Below are 20,000 nucleotides of genomic sequence, written 5' to 3' on the forward strand. Positions count from 1 at the left end.
CTTTTATTCCCTCATCGGCAGCCACCACTCCTGCTCCCAGTTCCTTGGCCAGGAGGAGTACATCCAGATCAGGGGCACTGTCCAGTGTTCCTTTCCTGAGGGCGGCCCGGTAACGTTTTCTGAAGTCTTTAATGGCTTTACCGATGACTTCCATCTCAATTTGGGTTTTTTTCTCTCCACGGGACATCATAACCATGGATTCCACGGCTGCTTCCCAAACTGCACTTTCCGAGATGCGCATTCCCTTGTTCATCCTTTCCCGCATGTCCTGGACATATTCATAAAATATCTCCGAGGGTATTTTGGTATCGTAGCGGTTGGGTGTTTTCTTCACAATCCAGGTTTCCGCCTTGATTATGACCTCTTGGGGGCAGTCATAGCGAGTTATGTAGTCAATGAATTCTTTGTAGGTAACCGGGGGCATATGACAGCTCATGTTGAGCTTTATCCGGGAACGGGCTATCAGATCCAGCAGTACTTCTACCGTCTTATCCAGTTCCCCGTCTCCATAATCATCCCTTAACTGATTATCAGTAAAGGCAGTTGTGTCTAAAACAAACCGTTGTTTGGCGATCATTTATTTTAAACCCCCACAGGAACATCATTCTACAATTTTCATGTTTATCCAGGATGAGGGGTATCATTCCCTATCCTGAAACTCTTCTCAACCTTAACTCATAATATAATTTATTCTAAGGGATTAATATAAAATGTTTCCTAAATTATAGTAATGGTGATATGAATTGATAACTGGTAAAACCACAGTGGTGGGTATAATGGGAGATCCAGTGGAACACAGCTTATCCCCTCCCATGCACAACGCAGCTTTTCAAGAGCTTAAACTGGATTACGTTTACGTTCCTTTCCATGTTAAACGCGGAAACCTGGCCCGGGCCATGGAAGGTGCTTGGAAGATGGGGATTAAGGGCCTTAATCTGACCATACCTCATAAAATAGAAGTTATAGATTACCTAGATGAACTGGATGAAGCTGCAGAACTGATAGGTGCAGTGAACACAGTGAAGTTCACAGAAAACAATGCTGTTGGTTACAATACTGATGGTTATGGTGCAGTGAAGGCCATTGAAGAAATAACATCAGTTAAGGGTAAAAAAATAATCATACTGGGAGCAGGTGGCGCAGCACGTGCAATATCATTCCAGTTACTCCTGAATGGGGTGGGAGAAGTTTTAATTGCCAACCGAACCAGGGAAAAAGCCTGCAACTTAAGGAATGATCTGAAAAATACATTCAACAACTCATTAGGCTGTTTAGGATTGGATGATGAACTTAAAATGGAACTTAAGGATACTGATGTACTAATTAACACCACACCAGTGGGAATGCACCCCTATCAGGATGATGAGCCAGTGGTGACAAGTGATATGATGCATTCAGATCTGGTGGTGAATGATATTGTTTACAACCCCCTTGAAACTGGCCTCCTTCGTGAGGCAGATAAAGTGGGTGCACAGGCAGTTCACGGGACTAAAATGTTAATTTACCAGGGAATAGAGGCGTTTCGTATCTGGACCGGGATAACCCCGCCTTTTGAAGTATTTGAAACAGCACTGATGAGGGAACTCGGTTACTGAGTAATTTAAATTTCTGAAAATGACTCTATTGGAGATATTTACCATGGATAAAATACCATCCACCGACAATCATATACACGTAGACCCTATAAACGGTGAAGGACCACTTGAAATAGCCTCAAAGTTTCACCGTTCCGGGGGAACCGCCATGATCATCCCCAACAAACCCACCTGGACCGTAAGTCCCCAGTGCAGTTTTACCGAGGCAATGGAACTGGTGGTGGGCTATGTGGATGAAATTAACCGGGAAACTGAGATACAGGCTTTTGCGGTGGTGGGAGCACACCCTGCCGAGCTCAGCCGCCGGGTAGAAGCCGGGATGGAACTCGTAGAGGCTGAAGAACTCATGAGGGGTGCCCTGGAAACAGCAAAGGAGATGGTAATGGAGGGTAAGGCTGTGGGGATTGGTGAAATTGGTAGACCTCATTATCCAGTCTCTCCTGAGGAGATGGAGGCCCATAACCGTCTCATGGTCTACGCCATGGAACTGGCCCGGGAGGCAGAATGTCCAGTGCAGCTGCACACCGAAACTTCTACTGAAGAACAATTTCAGGAATTTGCACAGATGGCCAGCACCGCTGGTTTGAATAAAGAAAAGGTTATAAAACATTTCTCTGGCCCGATGGTTCTACCGGAGGAAAACCATGGACTAACTCCCTCCCTTATTGCCAGTGGAGACGTGATGAGGGAAGCTCTAAGGAAGGGTAAAAATTTTCTCATGGAAACCGATTACCTGGACGATCGCACACGGCCTGGGGCGGTTATGGGACCTAGAACAGTTCCCCGAAGAACCCGGAAGCTGATAAATGCCGGTCTAATCACCGAAGAAGATGCTTACCAGATACACGTGGAAAGGGTGGAGAAGTTGTACAGTGTGGAGATAGATCTGTAGTAGTTTAGGTCACAAAAATGGTTTTTGGCAACTTCTGAGCTGGAAAAAGTGAAATTTAAGAATAAATTTGATTTAAGTTTATTATTTCTTTTTAAAACGAATTAATTAACCCAAAATTTTATTTCACAGTAAATTATGAAAAGGAATTTTTTTATTCCTTTAATTTTTTTACTCCTTTAAATATTCAAAAAAAAAGTTTTCTTTATTTATCTATCCGTGCCCTCCACCAATGAGGTAACAGACCACACTGATTAAAATTCCAATGAGCACGATTTCCACACTGGTTCTGGTTAAACTTCCACGGGATACTTTCCCCAGATACACACCCAGTATGATCAGTGCGGTAAAACAGAGTACCAGTGTGCATATTATTGCGGTTATCCTGGTGGAAATGAGCAGGAATGGTAGGACTGGTACGAATGAACCAATGAAGCTGCTGAATCCATGGGTGAACATGCTCATGTAGATACGCCTTTTGGCTTGCTGGTGAATGTGGGTATCGTCCAGTTTGCCCTCTTCCAGCATCATCTTCTGCTCCAGTTCCCGGAGGGTCCGGACTTCTTCAGCCCGTTCACCAATGAAAGACCCGTATGAATTGGACATGGCCAGAGCCACACCAGTGGAAAGGCCAGTTAATCCTACGGCGAAGTTGGAAAGTTCTACCCCGCTGGCGGCAGACACACCACTAGCAGCAAGTGTCACTCCCATAACTGCTAGTATTCCGTCCATAGTTCCCAGAGCCACGTAACGGCTCATCTTAAAATATTCACTTATGAATTCGCGGATATTCATTCCAATTTTCTCCAATTCTAGGATTTTAAAATCATTCAATTAAATTAATTCAATTACCCCATCCATTCTGCAGATGGTAATTTATCCTCTTCCCAACTCTTTATGGGCCCGTGCCAGATGTCCGGCAGCCAGTGCACCCATCAGTGATAGTTCCCCGGCCAGGACAGTTCCGGCTACGATTTCAGCGAACTTGTTCACATTTCCGGATCCAGCCACACTTAAAATGTTCAAACAATCCTGGGCGGTCTCCAGTCGGGTTCCACCACCTATTGTGGCCAGGGGAAGGTCCGGCAGGGTCACTGAAAAGTACAGGTCACCATCTTTAACCTCAGCGGTGGTTATTCCCAGGCTTCCCTCCACCACGTGGGCGGCATCCTGACCGGTGGCCAGGAACAGGGCGGCGACCATGTTGGCGTATTGGGCATTGAAACCTATACTACCCGCTATGGCTGAGCCTATGAGGTTTTTAGCCATGTTAACTTCCATAATGGATTCCGGTGTGGTTTTGAGTTTCTTTTCCACAATTTCCCGGGGAATGGTAATATCCGCAGTCACTGTTTTCCCCCGTCCTTCTATGAGGTTCAGAACTGATGGTTTTTTATCCACACAGAGATTACTGCTTAAAGCCAGTACATGGGCTCCAGTTTCCCTGGTTAAAATATCCATGGCCTTGTCTGTGGCAATGGTTACCATGTTCATACCCATACTGTCACCGGTGGTGAAGGTGAAACGGGGATAAACGTAACGTCCCACCACTATTACCGGGTCGATTTTTAAAAGACGTCCGTGACGGGTTGTACTTTCCGCTGCTTCTTTAAGCTCTATAAAATGTCTTTCAATCCATTCTTTTATTTTAAGGGCTTCAGTAACAGATTCTGTCTGTATAACTGGGGCTCTGGTCATTTTATCATCGATTATGCGTACATTGGCACCACCCACTTCCCGGGTGACAGAACACCCCCGGTTAATGGAGGCTACCAGTGCACCTTCCGATGTGGCCAGAGGAACGTAATAAGTACCCTGGGCATATTTCCCGTTGAGGTGTAATGGTCCGGCCAGTCCTACTGGTATTTGAACGGTTCCTATGGGGTTTTCAATATTCCTTTTCATGGCCTCAGGCAGATCCAGGGAGTACTGGGAAAGATGGGTTAGGCTGGAACCTGCTACCTGTTCTGCAAACTCCCTTCTTACTTCAATTGCCTCCTGGACATTACCAGTGTAACTTTCAATTTGATGGAGTTTTATCTCTCCTTTAATAAGTTTTTCTATGATTTCTTCTTTATTTGCCATAAAAATCATCCTGGAATGTTTTTTTAGGAATAAGTTCAATGATTTTAATTGAGAATTAGTTTATCCCGGTACAGGTTAATTAAAATACATTATGTAGTTTTTTCCTAGTACTATTACTGGATTTTACAATTAATTTAAGGTACAATTAATTTACGGGATTTACTTTAAATTATTTCTTTCATTATATCTGCAATTTGTGATGGCTGTTGTGCTACTTCCACTCCTGCAGCTTTAAGAGCCTTTATTTTACTTTCAGCAGTACCAGTGTCCCCTTCAATTATGGCTCCGGCATGTCCCATTCTTTTCCCCGGAGGGGCTGTTCTACCGGCAATGTAGGCCACCACTGGTTTGGTGATGTTTTCGGCGATGTACTCTGCAGCCTTTTCTTCCGCATTACCTCCGATCTCCCCGATCATGGCCATGGCCTTGGTTTTAGGGTCTTCTTGGAATTTTTGCAGTACATCTGCAAAATCCATCCCCACCACTGGGTCGCCACCGATTCCCAGACAGGTGCTTTGACCCAAGCCGGCATTGGTTATCTGGCTGGCCACTTCATAGGTTAAGGTTCCACTTCGGGATACTATTCCAATATCTCCGGGATTGAAGATATGGGTGGGCATGATTCCAAGTTTACCTACTCCGGGTGTTATAATTCCAGGGGTGTTGGGGCCAATGACTTTACAATCATTTCTTCGGGCGTAATGAGTTATTTCCATGGAATCCTGAACAGGTATGTGTTCAGTGATAATCACTGCCAGTTCCAACTGTGATATGGCTTCAAAGGCAGCGTCCTTGGCAAAGGGTGCGGGTATGAATATTATTGATGCATTAACATCTAATTCTTCCTTTATTTCTGCAATAGAATTGTAAACTGGGACCCCTTCAAATTCTTGGCCTCCTTTACCGGGTGATGTTCCAGCCACGATGTTGGTGTTGTATTCTAACATGCTCTTGGTGTGGAAAGAGCCTTGTTTACCGGTAATTCCCTGCACCACACATCGTGTGTCTTCATCAAGAAATATCACTGATATCACTTCCTTAAATTGTTGTTAAAATTTAATCTAGTTTATTTCTATTTTTTTTCATCTAGGGATCTTATTTTTAATTTCAAAATTTATGAAGATGGGAGTTAAACCCTTAAAATTTTCATCCGCTCTGAGAGGGGTACCGCCAGATCAATAACATTTCCATTCATATAGGCAGTTATGGACATGATTACACTACCGGGGATGATATACGAAGGTGATCCTCTTTTTACCAGGTAAACATTTTTATTACCCAGTGCTGCTCCCATCATAGCCCCGGAAACTATTCCAATACTTTCAATATCTTCTACAGTTGCCACTACCACCGGGTCATCGGTTTCATCAGAAACATAGCCCACACCGGGTATTTCCTGACCATGATTTAAACTACTGCCCACATCAGTGACCTGGTCCAGGCCGCGGGCTGCTTTAATCACGGAATCAGCAACGTTATGAACAAATCCTTCACCACCATAGGTGTCAAAGGCCACTACAATAGCGTCAGGATACCGGTCCTGTCTTATCTTAGCCTCCGCATAGGATATCCCCTCACCGGCATCTTCTCTGGTGGTTGATATCCCATTGATATCTCCCAGGTCTTCGGCATTACTACGTAGTATATCCACGATGCCCTGATTCACATCTTCCAGTTTATCATCTTCCACAAAGGCACTGATAACCACATCGTCACCGGTAATATTGGTGAGAGCAGCTTTATGCGCCCCTTTAGTAATTAAACTGGGAATATCTTTTTCTAGATTTTTAATTAGGTTTTCACTGCAGGACACATCATTTTTGGAAATGTCTGCACCAATGGAGGTAATCTTCAAATCATCACCTGAACTCGTTAAAACATCAAATTCCTATTTATTCTTGGATAAAAATCCATGAATTAATTATAGTGAGAATAACTTGGTGAAATATTAGTCTTATACATTTCTTATAGTTTTTTCATACAATGGTTTAAAATTTTTGGAACTAAATAACACTATTGCTCTTAAATCTTACAAATATTTTTTTAGGAGGATGACGAATAAATAACATTGCGGTGAATATTTTAAACCCGTTTCAGTATATAGAATTCCCTATGACCTAAAAAATATTAAAAATTTGTTATATGTCCCGGATGTGGATGATAATGACTCCGAAACCATTAATCTGTGTTCCCATACTAAAAAAAGACAGAGAGGATGTTTTGAAAGTGGCTAGAGAGGCGATTAAATTGGGTGCTGACCTGGTGGAACTTCGCATTGATGCCCTTCTGGATAATGATCCACAAAGTGTAACCCATCTAATGGAGGAAATAAACCACCCTCTAATTGCCACCAACAGAATGAGAGAAGAGGGAGGATACTTCACGGGATCTGAATCGGAAAGAACCGGTATACTGGTAGAAGCTGCAGATTATGCGGACTATGTGGATATTGAACTTCAAACCAATGAAAAATTACGTTCTGAAGTCATTAGGGCCACTAAAGCGGCCATTATATCTTTTCATGATTTTGAAAGAACTCCTCCCCGCAACGAACTTCTGGAAATTGTAAGGAGGGAGAGGGAACTGGGAGCCATGGCCAAGTTCTCGGTGATGCCCCAGAACAGGCAGGATACCTTAAATGTACTGGAGGTAGTAAACCAGAATGATAACACCATTGGCATATCAATGGGGGAACTGGGCAGATACACCCGGGTAGTAGCACCCCTTTTAGGATCTCCCCTCACCTATGCATCACTGGATGGTGGGTCTGCACCAGGACAACTGGATCTTAACGATACAAAGGAAATAATTGACACATTAATGGCTGGTGATTATTAATTGAGAGCCAAAATTGGAATACTGGGACTCATTGGATTACTGGTAGTTTTACTGGTAGCCGGTGCTGCAGTTATAATGTCCCTTCCTTCCAGTGCCACTGGAATCACTGTGGATACCAATGGAACTGCCGTGACCATAAAAACTTCATCGTTTTTTGTTCCGGAGGCCATGCTGGATGAAATGAAGGAAAAGGCCCTGGTGGATGTTGAGGATGTGGATAGTAGCGTGGGCTCCATACAGACCGATATGCAGAACATTGCCAGCAAATACAACTACACGGTAAAGGTGAAGGTAACATCCCAGTTTGGGGAAAACCAGCTACCCATGCCGGCCACAGTTAAAGGAACATCCATGGTACCTACACTGCAGGATGGGCAGGAAATAATTGTGTGGAAGACCAGTGACTTTAAAGTTGGCGATCTGGTTGTGGCCAAGCACCCGGAATACAATCTCATTGTAAAGAGGGTGGCTGAGCTCAACGGCAGCCAGGTTTACCTTAAAAGTGACAACCGTCAGGTGGAAATAGTCAGCAACCAGGTGCGAGTAATAAACGGGGTGAAACAAGTAGTTACCGTTGAAAAAAGACCACTGGACACCTGGCTTTCTCGAAGCGATGTTGTGGGAATAGTAAAAGAGTATTAACTTTGAATTTTTGGTTTAGAGTGGATTCATCACTCTATTTTTCTTTTTTTATGAAATTTAGTTATTTTTTTATAAAATTAGGAATTCTGAATAATTATATCAATTAAATGGTCAAAATTTAGTTCTTGTTTTTATGGAACTTTGTTTTTAAATAAAAGATGAATGGTAATTAGGTGTCGCTTAGCTCTGCTAAACGTTTAACCCGTTTTACCATGTTGGGGTGGGTGGAAAGTAATTCCATGATTTTACTACCGGTACCTATACTGGTTTTCATGTTACGGAGCTCGGCTAGTTCCATTTCGCTGATGCTTCCGTCCATATCCAGATCCAGCTGTTCAAGATCACTTATTTCATTGCGGGCATCGGAGATGTCGTTGACAAAGAATGCTTTAACCCCTTCCACTTCCTTTACCTGTCTTTTATCCAGGTTAACTGATCCATATACCAGTTTGTAAAGGGCACTGGCCAGCTTGTGGGGTTTACCCCCAATTTCCACACTTCCCTGGTCGGCATAGTACTCCCGGACTCTGCTCACAAACAGGACCAGTAACTGACCCAGGAGATATCCTACCAGAGCCACTATTCCAATCACTCCGGCATCGCTGTCACTGTCTCCAAAGAGAGTGCTGATGAATATCCAGTAACAGATAAGGGGCACCACACTGATGAGGGTCATAACCGCCATGTCATTGTGACGTATATGGCTGATTTCGTGTCCCAGAACTGCCTTTAATTCCTCTTCATCCAGGATGTTCAGAATACCCCTGGTGACACAGACTCTCCCATCTTTTTTGGTTCTTCCGAATGCGAATGCATTGGGGATTGTGGTTTCCGCCACACCTACTTTTGGTTTAGGTATACCGGCGTTCATGGCCAGTTCATCGATCATGGCATGTAGATTGGGTGCTTCCTGGGGTGACACGTAACGCACGTGCATAACCCGTTCCACCATGGAGGGACCCAGCATGTACTGGGCGAACACCACCACAATTGACATTATGGCAAATATTAAGGGTGTTCCAAAGCCCAAAAATGTGCAAATAACCGCTATTATGGCATAAAGCACAGCAAATAGCAGTGCAGTAGCTAACCAAATGCGCAGTGTTAGCCAAAATCTTTTCACTTATATACACCTGCCTTCATAATAATTCCTGATTTATTTTATTCAGCGATTAATAGTAAGGAACCTAATATATAAATATATCAATTTTTTAAAAATAGGGATTAAAACATATCATAAAAAATTTGCAGCCGGCTTTTTTAGAGTAAATAAAAATTTAAAAATGGTGGGAATGGTTATTCAATGTGTTCTTTCCCACGGTAGTGGTAGATAAGATATGCTAAGAACACCACAGCACCAATAGCCACGATGATATCCAGGTAATGGAAATAACCCTTTAAGGTTGTCCAGTTGGGACCCATAAGTACTCCCACATATCCCAGGGCCAGGCACCAGGGAATGGATCCAAAGAAGGTGTAACAGATAAATTTTTTCAGATCCATACGGGTGATTCCCGCGGGAAGAGAGATGAATGTCCGGACTCCCGGGAGTACTCTGCTGACGAGCACTGCTTCGTGACCATATTTTTCAAACCATTCATCTGCCAGGTTCAGTTTATTCTCGCTGATGAGTATGTATTTACCGTACTTCTCCAGTAACGGCCTCCCACCCTTCAGTCCCACGTAATAGGCAATGAGTGAACCGAAAAGGTTTCCCAGGGCACCCACCAGAGTGATTCCCCAGAGGGCCATTTTACCTTCCCACACCACGTAACCGGCAAAAGGCATTATAATTTCACTGGGGAGGGGTATGCAGGCGCTTTCAATGGTCATGCCCAGGAAAACACCCCAGTAACCTAATGATTCTATTAAATGGATTGCTGTTTGACTTAAAAATTCTACTAAACTGAACATTAAAAAACAAACCTCTGGTGTTTTTATAAATTTTATCAATTGGATAATCTATTAATAGATTAAAGATAATTGAATATTTAATAGATTTAAATAAATAATCAAGCAAGTTAACTAATTCAGTATTATAATTTGACACACAGGAGATATTTCATGCGTAAAATAAAGATTTACCGGGATACTATTTTAATATTTCTACGTGGATTATTGATGGGTACCGCCGATGTGATCCCCGGAGTTTCCGGGGGGACCATGGCCCTGATCACTGGTATTTACCAGAGGCTGGTCCATGCCATCAGCCAGATAAATGCCAACTTTTTAATAGCCGCCCTGAAGGGCGATTTTGCCCGATCCAAGAAAGAACTGAAAAAATGGGATTTCAATTTATTCATACCCTTACTGGCGGGAATAGGTTTGGCAGTTTTAACCATGTCCAAGATCATGACCGTAATGTTAACGGTGTACACCGCACCTACCTTCGCCTTTTTCTTTGGTCTTATCTTAGCATCGGCCGGTTTTGTTTACAAACATGTTGATGAGCTCAATTTAAAAAACATTGTATTTCTGATCATTGGGCTGGTTTTTGCCATAATATTTGTGGGATTAAACCCCATACAGGCCAATCATACTCTCCCCATAATATTCCTGTCGGGAATGGTGGCCATATGTGCCATGATTCTCCCTGGCATATCCGGCGCATTTTTGCTGCTACTTCTAAACCAGTACGAATACATGCTGGCCGCCTTAAACCAGCTTAAATTCGCGGATATTATCACTTTTTGTTTGGGTGCGGTGATCGGTATATTATCCTTCTCACGTATACTGAACTACCTTCTGGAGCACCATAAATCACTGACCATGGCTTTCCTGGTGGGTCTAATGGTGGGAACCCTGCGATTACCCTACGAGAAGATTACCACCACTATGGATTCACTTATCCCGGTAATCATTGCTGGAGTAGTGGGATTTATCCTGGTGATAGTACTGGAAAAACAGTTCGAAAAGCATCATCTTCACTGGGAAGCCTAAAAAGGCTATTTATCCCTATTTTCTTTTTATAATAAATTTCCTTTAACTAAAAATTATAATAAACACTTATTTTCGGTCAATTCTTATTTTTCCCCGATAATTAGGGACTATATCTACTCAAACTTCTTAAAATCACGGGGATTAAAACCATTACTTATCAGTAACTGTTGATCCTCACTCTGGAGAGGTTTTTCACTAGCTGGGGGGATTGGACTTCCTTTTTTAGCCAGAATCATTCCATTTTTCTTGTTGGCGGCTAAAAACTTACCAGCATTCCCATTAACAATAATAGTTCCTTTTATCATATCAATAGCGGTGAAATCGTCGGTATTTCCATCAATGATTATTGTGCCGCCGTTTAAAAGTGCTCCAGTGTTTTTTCCACTATTTCCCTGTATTCTGACGCTTCCCTGGCGCATGAGTATGCCCGTGGAAAGATCAACATCTCCCTTTTTAACTATGTCCACATCAACATCTAAACGGGCCCCTACAGTGTCCTTAACGGTACCATCATGGATTATAAACTTTTTCCCGGCAAACTGGCAACCTATTACTTTGTCACCATCCAATCCATTGGTTACTATATTGGTTATACTTCTAAACTGCCGGTAACCATTCTGACGGGACTTAACCTCAACCACATTCCCCATGGGCTCTTTGACCTGGCCCTTCACATAGATGCTGCCCTGGGTCATGCTTATTCCCATACGGGTGTCCACATCCCCTTCCACATAAATATCCCCTACTGGGAGGTCACTGCCGCTTCCCCCGAAGTACTGGAGGTCCACACCCATACTGCTGGCCAGCCGATGACCGGCATCTCCATTAATACGGACATTACCTCCGTTTTTAAGGTGGTCTACCACTTCACCGAAGGTAAGATCATTTCCAGGGATCTTCCAGTGGGGGTCCAGTTTCTCCCCCTGGTGCTGCCAGTGGAAGTTGAAGGTAAAGTCACCCAGACAGTCCACGGGTTCAGTTACTGCTATTTCCAGAAATTCCCCCTCTCCTTTCTCATCAGATTTACGTCCGAAGATTTTAAACATAACCAGCCCCTCTAAAATTGTTTACCTGACAATCTTGGTTACATAACCTGTATGGGTATAAGTTTATCTAATCCCCTTAATAAAAAACTCATAAACTAACCTTTCATCTTATCCCGGTGATCTACTAATTGAGGGTTGAATAATTCATGACAGTGAAACAAGAAGTGGTCCGATTCCTTCAGAAAAATGGTGTGGAAACCAGGTTCGTCAGTGTAGTTGGTGAAAGGGTTTACATCAACAACCTGAAATTATCCCGGTTTTCACGCCAAAAGGAAGAACTTTTTTTAGGGGAGTATCCCAATTTTGAGGTTCATCGTTCCAAGATATTCCAGAAGATCTGTACCCGTGCCTCAAGGGTGCTTAAGGATGCGCTGAACCCCCGTGATAAGATATTACTCTTTGATTATGGGGAGTGTGTTAATTTTACGTTGTATACTGTTCTGGAACCCTACACCCGTAAGTATGGGGTGGAACTGATCACTAGGGATCAGGAGGGCAAGATGGATGACGGGGTAGATTCTTTCCAGTTTCATGGGGAACAGATGGGTGCAGGTAGTGTGGCCCTGCCACTCACCCTGGATGGGGAGGTAGAACACATATTAGAGCTCATGCTCGAGGGGGAGAAATTGGAGCTTTTAAGTTCCCAAACTGCTAAAGAGGGGATGAAGCTGATCTATCCCTTGATAAATGTTCCAACATCATGGATTGAGTCATGGATTGAGATTGAAGGCTTGAAATGTTGTTTTGAACATGAAGATGGCCTTCCCCGAGAGATGCTGGAGTTTCTGGAGGGGTTTATTCCTGATGTAAGGGAGAAGATGATGCGCTCTGCGTTTTATATTTCTCAGGAAAACTTGAAGGATTGAGGTAATCTAAAAACAACATACAAATCTATTTTTGAAAAGAAATAAAGGAAAAGGGAAACCTTTTCTCCATAAAAAATTTTATGAATTGGATGTACTCATTTATTTAAGACACCCTTCACCCAACTGAGGGTATTACATCCTGTGTAAGGTCATCGGAGGTCAGGGGTGTGAGGGGATAACCATAAATGTTATCTGGTGTGTTGTCAGTGATTACGGTTGCACTGTCTGCACTGGCAGTTCCGGAATTGTAGAGGCCTCCTCCTTTAGTGGCATGGTTGTTGGTGATTTTGGTGTTTATCAGGAATAGAATGCCACCATAATTGTAGATTCCACCACCATAAGTTCCGTTTCCGTTGGTAAGGGTGAATCCGTTTACGGTAAGGTCGAACTGGTTAAATGGTTCCATGCTGGATCCGAATAAGCTTATAACACTATTTTTGGCCATACCATCTACGATGGTGCTGTCAGGACCGGCTCCCCTTAGATAAACATCCTTGTTGATGTACAGGTCTTCATAATAGGTTCCTGCAGCCACAGATACTGTTCCATTATCAGATACTGTGTCAATTGCATTTTGTATGGTTGCTTTAGGCCCGTTTCCAGTTGCTGGATCGTAGGTAGCTGCCAGGCCATTCCATGCATCGTTTCCCTGTGTGCTGACATAGATGGTACTTGCGGCAAATGATGAGCCGACAGTGATTATCATAGCCATACCCACTACTAATAAGCACACTAGTCTTTTTTCCCACTTAAAATTAGACTTCTTCATGTTTTACTCCCCTAAAATTATTATCCCATGAATGGATGGTTTAGCTGTAACCCTATTTCATGGTATTTTATATGATCAATGTTTGTTATGATTAATAACTTGGACTGGTTTGTTAGCGTAAAACTTGAAAACTATTTATTATCCTAGGTTGATGTGCTTTATGGAGTAGATTAAAAAAATAATTAGTCGTCATTTTAAAATTATGATACACTATTTCTGTTTTTGGGAGATTAATGAAAAAAGTTTTTAAAGTGTTCACATTATACTACTTATATTATATTTTTATTAGACCTAGAATATCTGGAGGATGAAAGGTGCCTAAAAGTATTAAGGACATTTTAATTGAAATGAAAAACATGTCCGAATTAATGGTTGATTTAGCTTATTCTGCACTACTATTCAATAGTAAAGATGCTGCAGAAGAAGTTATAAAACTTGAAAATAAAGTTAATAGGCTTAATTACGAAATTAAGAAAGAATCCCTCCTTGCTGCCCGTACAGTAGAGGATGCTGAAAAATTAACTGCCCTCCTTGAGGTGGGGGAAGCAGCAGAAACCATAGCTGATTCTGCAAAAGATATAGCTGACCTGGTTTTAAAAGGTATGAAACCACACCCTGTTTTCAAAATGGTTATGGAAGAGTCAGATGAAGTCATAATGAGAGTAAAAATCTCAGAAGGATCCGAGCTAATTGATAAATCTCTAGGAGAACTTCTACTTGCTACCCGGACGGGAATGACAGTCATTGCCATAAGGAGAAATGAATCCTGGATATATGGACCCGATAAAAACACCATGATTTCTGCTGGAGATGCACTCATAGTTAAGGGGAATGAAACTGGAGGATCTCTACTCACACAACTTGCCAGTGGGGAAACCAAGCTAGAAGATCTGGAATACGAAGAATTTACAGAAGATTAGATGGGCGGAAGTGTATCTAATCCATTATTAAACTATTTTTTTCACAATTACTTAAGTTAAATTTTAGAAATTTCTAAATCCCGACGGTTAATTTAGAAAAATACTCATTTTTTTAAACATTTTTGGTAATATTCCCAAACCTTTATAAGGACTGTGGATATATCTTATTTTGTATCATGATAAGGTGTTGGAAAAAATGGATGATGTAGATTTAGCTATACTCCGTTCTTTAATTAAAAATTCGAGGATTACAATATCTCAGATGTCAAAAGAGATTGATGTCCCTGATGCAACCATATCTAATCGACTTAAAAAATTGGAAAAAGACATAATAAAACGTTACACTCTGATACCGGACTGGCAGAAGATTGGACTGGAGATAACTTCTATAATCATTATTCAGACCGAGTCTGAAAAACATGAGTTGGTTAAAGAGGAACTCTCCCGGCTTCCAGAGGTGTCCGAAGTTTACAGTGTATCTGGAGAATATGACATTCTAATTAAAGTCTGGGTAAAGAGTATTGAGGACTTAAATCAATTGATAAATTCAAAAATCCGCTCAATCGACGGTGTTGAAGATTTGACTGAAATGATAGTAATGGAAAGAGTTAAAGAGGATGTTCCAGCACTTTAATAGATAAAAAAAGATAGAAATGTCGGAAAATCAAGCTATAATCAGCAATGGTAACGATTTCAAACAATTATTGGTACAAGATTTCGTAAAATCAGCCATTACTGTAATTTTAGGGTGGTTAGGTGAAATGGACGGAGAAACTACTGAAGAGGATTGGCGATTCAATACACATCATTCTCGACTTGATGGTAAGATTAGCTGTCTTAGTTTCCAAAAGGTCTTTACAACTTCTCCAGGTCCCGTTTACCATAAGCAGTAAGTTTACTAATTTTTTCAAAGATGTATCCCGGGTTTTAGGGGAAACATTCACCGCTCTTTTTATATGTGCCATCGGGGATTTAATCGCCGGTATTCTATTGAGTAGAATGACCAATACTCTGGAGATACTTCCTGGACTTCTGGTTCTTATCCCTGGAGCAATCGGGATGAGAGGGAACATATTCGGTGCATTAGGTTCCAGGTTAGGTTCAAACCTCCATATTGGTACCTTAACGCCGGAACTGAAAAAATCACCCGTTTTAAACCAGAACATCATTTCGGCCATAATTCTAACCATTATAATGTCTATTTTCCTGGCATTTGCAGCTAAAGCCTTCTGCATTCTTCTGGGATTTGAAAGCATTAGCATCGTGGACTTCACTGTTATCTCTGTGTTGGGAGGAATATTTTCCGGGGCACTGCTTCTACCGGCTACCATTTTGATCTCCATCAAAAGTTATGAAAATGGATGGGACCCGGATAACATTACTACACCCTTAATTGCAGCTTCTGGAGACCTTTTTACCATTCCTTCAATCCTTTTAGCGGTACAGTTACTGTTATGGATGAAAAATGGGTATACTGAGACAATTTTATTTGCAATATTTATTGTAATTGGGATCATGGGCTTTATTTATGGAATTAAAAGGGGAAGCCACCTTAAGAAAATTATCATGCACAGCACCCCCACCCTGTTTCTATCCTCACTATTTGGAACAACTGCGGGTACTATCTTGAACGGCAGTTTTTCAGCTATTTTAAGCAGTCCGGGGGTTTTGGCCCTGGTACCATTGTTCTCCGGGGAAAGTGGAGATATGGTAAGCATCCTGGGGGCCCGGTTATCTTCAGGATTACACATCGGTTCTATAGAATCATCCCTAAGACCTACAGAAGGAGCAATTAGGAATTTTGCCATAATTATAATCCTGGCCATAATAATCTATCCCCTGATAGGTATTTTAGCTTACTTGGGGTCCTTGCTGTTTGGTGCTGGATCAGTGGGACTGGATAAAATGGTCTTCATCAGTACCACTGCTGGATTAATGCTCACTCCCTTAATGCTCCTAATTGCCTTCTACTTGAACACATTTTCCTACCGTAGAGGCCTGGATCCTGATAACATAGTCATACCCTTATCCACCAGCCTCACTGATCCTGTGGCCAATACCTTCCTGGTAATGATGGTACTGTTTACACTCGGTGCTACGGTTTAAAAAACAGGGATTTCATTTTAGTTATGTTCCAGCATAAAAAAACCTGGATAAAATGGCAAGCAGTTGATTAGATGTAAACTGTCTCAAAGCCCTATTGATAATCTTTTTTGAAATAAGAAAGGAAAAATAAAAAAAATAGGTTTTTTTTATTGAAAACTAAACAAGGAGGTTTGGGTTCCCTTTTCTTTGGACTCTGACTTTCTAGAATCATCTTTATCTTCAGATTCTGCACTTTCAGAAGGAGCACTCTTACTTTTCCGGGGTTTACTAGTTTTATCACTAGTTTCTGGATCTTTAGGCGTAATTGGGCTTTTAGAGTCCTTTACTTTTGAAACCTTCTTTGCAGCTGAATCTGTGTTTTTTGACCTTCTTTCTGTACCGGTAACCTTTTCATTATCTCTAACTGTTTTTTCTGAAGTTTTTGAGGAAGATGAGCTTTTGGTGGATGGGGCTGGATCTTTAGCAGTGTTTTTGGCTGCAGATGGTTTTTTGGTCTTGGTAATTTTCTTTACCTTTTTCTTCTTTATCTTCCTGCTTCTAAATTGTTTAACCTCGGCATCGTCCAGGTCAAAGTATTCAGCCAGTTCACGGGCCAGATCATCCCCCTGGAACATTATCTCAAAGTAAGGGAAATTCTCAATGGCCACTTTCCGGGAGGTGTGCAGCCGGGCTCCTATTTTAGTGGCCACCCTATCTCTCAAGTCCCGTTTTGCCCGGTTCTTGGATAGTTTACTGTAGAATGTGGAACTGGCGTATCGGCTGAACTTTTTGTAGGTTTCATCCTTGGCCAGAGCCACCCCCAGACCCATCAAGTCGTAAGTGTACTTCCAGTAACCATAATGCCTGGTGTGGAAAGCCCTACCCAGATATACATCGGCTTCAGCCACGGCATCGTAAGCTTTTTCAATTTCTTCTGGCCTTTCATACTCCCGGGGAATGTTCTCGGTTATCTGTTCCAGTATGAAACCCGGATCGGCCTCCAGGCGCAGAGCATCCTTGATTCTCTTGGGATTTTTGCTTTTAAGCACAGTACGTACTGAATCGAAGATGTTGTTGATATCATCCTTTTGCGCCACAGCTTTCAGATCATCAGAGGTGATTGAATCCTTTCCCTGGGCAATGACTTGCAGATCGTTTATGGCGGATCTTAAATCTCCACGGGATCTCTTGGCCAGTGTACGGAGAACATGTTCCTCAAAATCCACCCCTTCCTTGACACAGATCCTCTTCAAAAGAGCCACTATAGAATTGGTATGTACTTTGTTTATTTTTATCAGCTGGCATTTGGATTTAAGGCTCTGGATACGTTTACTGTACAGATCGTTGGCCATCATGATCATGGGATGGTGACCCTCTTTGATGATCTTGTTTATGGCCCGTATCCCTCCCCGGTCCTCGTTACCATGTAAACCGTCTACTTCGTCCAGGATTATGAGTTTACGGCTGCCCTGACCGAACAGGGAGACAGAAGCTGATGCTTCGCCAATGGTGTTCATTATTATGTCGTAGGATCGTTTGTCACTGGCATTGAGTTCTATGTGGTCTGAGAACTCACGAGCAATCAGATGGGCCAGAGTGGTTTTACCGGTGCCTGGTGGTCCTACCAGGAGGATGCATTTCTGGGCTTCGCCATGATCCCAGCTTTCCACCCAGTTTTCAATCTCTTCAATGGCCTTTTTATTCCCCAGAACATCTTTCATGGTCTGGGGACTGTACTTTTCAGTCCACAACATCTAATCTGCCTTTTCTTTTGGTAAAAATTTGGTTAATAAAGCTTCCAATTGTATCCGTGGATTGGCACCTTCTCTTATTCGGAAATCGTATTCTCCAATATTTTCAACCAGTTTGATGTATTCGTCACTGGCAATAAGGTCGTCTACTGCCATTCTGGATACTTCCTGATAGATCTGGGTAACCATATCTTCTCCACTGGTTCCCTGAACCACCATAACCTCCCGTAGAAGGTCACGGGCACCCATAAAATCTCCGTCCAGTGCCATGTTCACTATCCTGCGCACATCTTTTGGTTTGGCCTTGGAAACCACATCATGGACTGTTTCCTCAGTCACTTCTTCGCCCATGGATGCCGTGGACTGCAAAATGTTAACTGCCCGGCGCATATCTCCCTCGGCAAAGTAGACAATACTTTCCAGAGTTCCAGGAGTGTAATTCACGTTTTCCGCCTTGGCTATTATTTCCAATCTCTGGATAACCTGGTGGCCTTTGATGGGGGCGAATCTGAAAATGGCACACCGGGATTGGATGGGGTCGATGATCTTGGAGGAGTAGTTACAGGAAAGGATGAAGGATGATGTTTTGGTGTACATCTCCATCTCACGGCGAAGAGCGTGCTGGGCATCCTTGGTCATGTTATCCACTTCATCCAGGAAAATAATCCGGAAGGGTGCTCCCACGGCTTTCAACCGACAGAAACTCTTAATATCCTTACGCACAGTCTCAATACCCCTGGCATCAGAGGCATTTAATTCCAGGAAGTTCTGCTTCCAGTATTCCCCCAGCATGGCTTTGGCCAGGGCAATGGCGGTGGTGGTTTTTCCCACTCCTGCCGGTCCAGTGAACATGAGGTTAGGCATGCTCTCCTCGTGTATGTACTGTTTGAGTCTTTGTATAATGTGTTCTTGACCCACAACCTCATCCAGGGTTTGTGGTCGGTATTTTTCCACCCATGGTCCGTTCATGATTTATCACCGTTTTAATTTTTAATAAACTGTTCTTATTTCTAAATATTTTTGTGAAGGTAATTTTTCTAATATTTCTGTGGGGATAATATGATTATTGATATGTAACTGTTATTTTAAAAAGGTTTAAAATTTAGATTAATCCGGGTTATTAACACTTTTCTAGGGATCAAATCAACTTAATTTTAAAAAAAGTGTGTTTCCCAGTATTAACGTTGCGGGGGATGTTTTCGGTAGCTGATTTTTTGCTTAAAAAAACAGTAAACTGGTTAACAGGGTTCAGGAGAACAGGTGAGCAATTTCTGGATGCATTTTTCCTTTGATATCCAGTTTATCCATGGCTTCTCCATAGGAATTTTTGATTTCCATAAATTCAGGCCTTACCATGGCTCTGAATGCCTCGTATCCCATTACTTTCCCATAATTTTCCGTAATGACTTCTATTATGCGGTTGAAATCTTGGATAAATATTTTTTCGCGTTCTTCAATGGGGATTTCCCGGGCATTTTCTTTGATCTGGGCAAAGTCAATGGTGGCGTTGCTCTTGAGATCCACATTTTCCAGGAGCCTCTTACATTTATCAAAGGGCAGGAATTTTTTGGTGA

At 42.2% G+C, this 20,000-nt stretch carries 21 protein-coding genes (2 of these 21 cut by a window edge); 9 read left to right on the forward strand and 12 right to left on the reverse strand.

Annotated elements, in window-relative coordinates; translation table 11 throughout:
• A protein-coding gene (locus CIT02_RS11300; protein ID WP_048072205.1) for an RNA ligase partner protein crosses the window boundary here: on the reverse strand, positions 1-577 show its 5' portion. The gene continues 86 nt to the left of window position 1, outside the view; 577 of the gene's 663 nt are visible here — the first part of the coding sequence; it begins with the start codon at positions 575-577; its stop codon lies off the left edge, out of view.
• Positions 578-743: 166 nt separating this feature from the next.
• Here CIT02_RS11300 and aroE point away from each other — a divergent pair, with 166 nt between their 5' ends.
• Both aroE and CIT02_RS11310 read left to right on the forward strand, forming a co-directional pair.
• Entirely contained in the window at positions 744-1,595 is an 852-nt protein-coding gene (aroE, locus tag CIT02_RS11305; protein ID WP_292612584.1) for a shikimate dehydrogenase, read from the forward strand.
• A gap of 43 nt (positions 1,596-1,638) precedes the next feature.
• A complete protein-coding gene (locus CIT02_RS11310) occupies positions 1,639-2,487 on the forward strand; it encodes a TatD family hydrolase (protein WP_292612586.1) in 849 nt (282 codons plus the stop codon).
• Between the two features lie 210 nt (positions 2,488-2,697).
• Here CIT02_RS11310 and CIT02_RS11315 read toward each other — a convergent pair whose 3' ends face one another.
• From CIT02_RS11315 to CIT02_RS11330, 4 genes are all read right to left on the reverse strand, one after another.
• On the reverse strand, positions 2,698-3,279 hold the full coding sequence (locus tag CIT02_RS11315) for a TIGR00267 family protein (RefSeq protein ID WP_292612588.1): 582 nt from the start codon (positions 3,277-3,279) through the stop codon (positions 2,698-2,700).
• 81 nt (positions 3,280-3,360) lie between these two features.
• Positions 3,361-4,569: a hydroxymethylglutaryl-CoA reductase (NADPH) gene (gene hmgA / locus CIT02_RS11320; RefSeq protein WP_292612590.1), complete on the reverse strand. Its 1,209-nt coding sequence runs from the start codon at positions 4,567-4,569 to the stop codon at positions 3,361-3,363.
• A 164-nt stretch (positions 4,570-4,733) separates the two neighbouring features.
• Positions 4,734-5,594: a succinate--CoA ligase subunit alpha gene (sucD, locus tag CIT02_RS11325; RefSeq protein WP_292612591.1), complete on the reverse strand. Its 861-nt coding sequence runs from the start codon at positions 5,592-5,594 to the stop codon at positions 4,734-4,736.
• A gap of 104 nt (positions 5,595-5,698) precedes the next feature.
• Positions 5,699-6,424 (reverse strand): hypothetical protein, encoded by a 726-nt coding sequence (locus CIT02_RS11330; RefSeq protein WP_292612593.1) that lies wholly within the window; start codon positions 6,422-6,424, stop codon positions 5,699-5,701.
• Positions 6,425-6,732: 308 nt separating this feature from the next.
• On the opposite strand from CIT02_RS11330, the gene aroD reads away from it, so the two are divergent.
• On the forward strand, positions 6,733-7,407 hold the full coding sequence (gene aroD, locus CIT02_RS11335; RefSeq protein WP_292612595.1) for a type I 3-dehydroquinate dehydratase: 675 nt from the start codon (positions 6,733-6,735) through the stop codon (positions 7,405-7,407).
• Complete coding sequence (locus CIT02_RS11340) at positions 7,408-8,049, forward strand: S24/S26 family peptidase (protein ID WP_292612597.1); 642 nt, start codon at positions 7,408-7,410, stop codon at positions 8,047-8,049.
• Between the two features lie 169 nt (positions 8,050-8,218).
• On the opposite strand, the gene CIT02_RS11345 is transcribed toward CIT02_RS11340, so the two are convergent.
• Both CIT02_RS11345 and CIT02_RS11350 read right to left on the reverse strand, forming a co-directional pair.
• A complete protein-coding gene (locus CIT02_RS11345) occupies positions 8,219-9,172 on the reverse strand; it encodes a zinc metalloprotease HtpX (RefSeq protein ID WP_292612599.1) in 954 nt (317 codons plus the stop codon).
• A gap of 173 nt (positions 9,173-9,345) precedes the next feature.
• The gene (locus tag CIT02_RS11350) at positions 9,346-9,963 is read right to left on the reverse strand and encodes a DedA family protein (RefSeq protein ID WP_292612600.1); all 618 of its coding nucleotides are present in this window, start codon (positions 9,961-9,963) and stop codon (positions 9,346-9,348) included.
• A gap of 150 nt (positions 9,964-10,113) precedes the next feature.
• On the opposite strand from CIT02_RS11350, the gene CIT02_RS11355 reads away from it, so the two are divergent.
• Positions 10,114-10,989 carry a DUF368 domain-containing protein gene (locus CIT02_RS11355; protein WP_292612602.1) on the forward strand — a complete coding sequence of 292 codons (876 nt, stop codon included), beginning with the start codon at positions 10,114-10,116 and terminating at the stop codon, positions 10,987-10,989.
• 113 nt (positions 10,990-11,102) lie between these two features.
• Here CIT02_RS11355 and CIT02_RS11360 read toward each other — a convergent pair whose 3' ends face one another.
• Positions 11,103-12,035 carry a hypothetical protein gene (locus CIT02_RS11360; protein WP_292612604.1) on the reverse strand — a complete coding sequence of 311 codons (933 nt, stop codon included), beginning with the start codon at positions 12,033-12,035 and terminating at the stop codon, positions 11,103-11,105.
• Positions 12,036-12,181: 146 nt separating this feature from the next.
• Between CIT02_RS11360 and CIT02_RS11365 the strand changes: the two genes are divergently transcribed.
• Positions 12,182-12,901 (forward strand): ATPase, encoded by a 720-nt coding sequence (locus CIT02_RS11365; RefSeq protein WP_292612606.1) that lies wholly within the window; start codon positions 12,182-12,184, stop codon positions 12,899-12,901.
• A gap of 115 nt (positions 12,902-13,016) precedes the next feature.
• Here CIT02_RS11365 and CIT02_RS11370 read toward each other — a convergent pair whose 3' ends face one another.
• Positions 13,017-13,670: a hypothetical protein gene (locus CIT02_RS11370; protein ID WP_292612608.1), complete on the reverse strand. Its 654-nt coding sequence runs from the start codon at positions 13,668-13,670 to the stop codon at positions 13,017-13,019.
• 347 nt (positions 13,671-14,017) lie between these two features.
• Here CIT02_RS11370 and CIT02_RS11375 point away from each other — a divergent pair, with 347 nt between their 5' ends.
• The 3 genes from CIT02_RS11375 (at position 14,018) to CIT02_RS11385 (ending at position 16,696) form a co-directional block, all read left to right on the forward strand.
• Positions 14,018-14,590 (forward strand): potassium channel family protein, encoded by a 573-nt coding sequence (locus CIT02_RS11375; protein WP_171824089.1) that lies wholly within the window; start codon positions 14,018-14,020, stop codon positions 14,588-14,590.
• A 196-nt stretch (positions 14,591-14,786) separates the two neighbouring features.
• Complete coding sequence (locus tag CIT02_RS11380) at positions 14,787-15,224, forward strand: Lrp/AsnC family transcriptional regulator (RefSeq protein ID WP_292612610.1); 438 nt, start codon at positions 14,787-14,789, stop codon at positions 15,222-15,224.
• Between the two features lie 122 nt (positions 15,225-15,346).
• Positions 15,347-16,696, forward strand: a complete 1,350-nt coding sequence (locus tag CIT02_RS11385; RefSeq protein WP_292612612.1) for a magnesium transporter — start codon at positions 15,347-15,349, stop codon at positions 16,694-16,696.
• Positions 16,697-16,842: 146 nt separating this feature from the next.
• Here CIT02_RS11385 and CIT02_RS11390 read toward each other — a convergent pair whose 3' ends face one another.
• The 3 genes from CIT02_RS11390 to CIT02_RS11400 form a co-directional block, all read right to left on the reverse strand.
• Positions 16,843-18,429, reverse strand: coding sequence for a replication factor C large subunit (locus tag CIT02_RS11390; RefSeq protein ID WP_292612614.1), 1,587 nt, complete (start codon positions 18,427-18,429; stop codon positions 16,843-16,845).
• Positions 18,430-19,395, reverse strand: a complete 966-nt coding sequence (locus CIT02_RS11395; RefSeq protein ID WP_292612616.1) for a replication factor C small subunit — start codon at positions 19,393-19,395, stop codon at positions 18,430-18,432.
• A gap of 279 nt (positions 19,396-19,674) precedes the next feature.
• On the reverse strand, positions 19,675-20,000 hold the 3' portion of the coding sequence (locus CIT02_RS11400; protein ID WP_292612618.1) for a roadblock/LC7 domain-containing protein. It continues 1,096 nt past the right edge of the window; 326 of the gene's 1,422 nt are visible here — the last part of the coding sequence; its start codon lies off the right edge, out of view — the gene reads right to left on this strand; the stop codon is at positions 19,675-19,677.

It is taken from the genome of Methanobacterium sp. BAmetb5 (assembly GCF_003491305.1).
Classification (GTDB): domain Archaea; phylum Methanobacteriota; class Methanobacteria; order Methanobacteriales; family Methanobacteriaceae; genus Methanobacterium.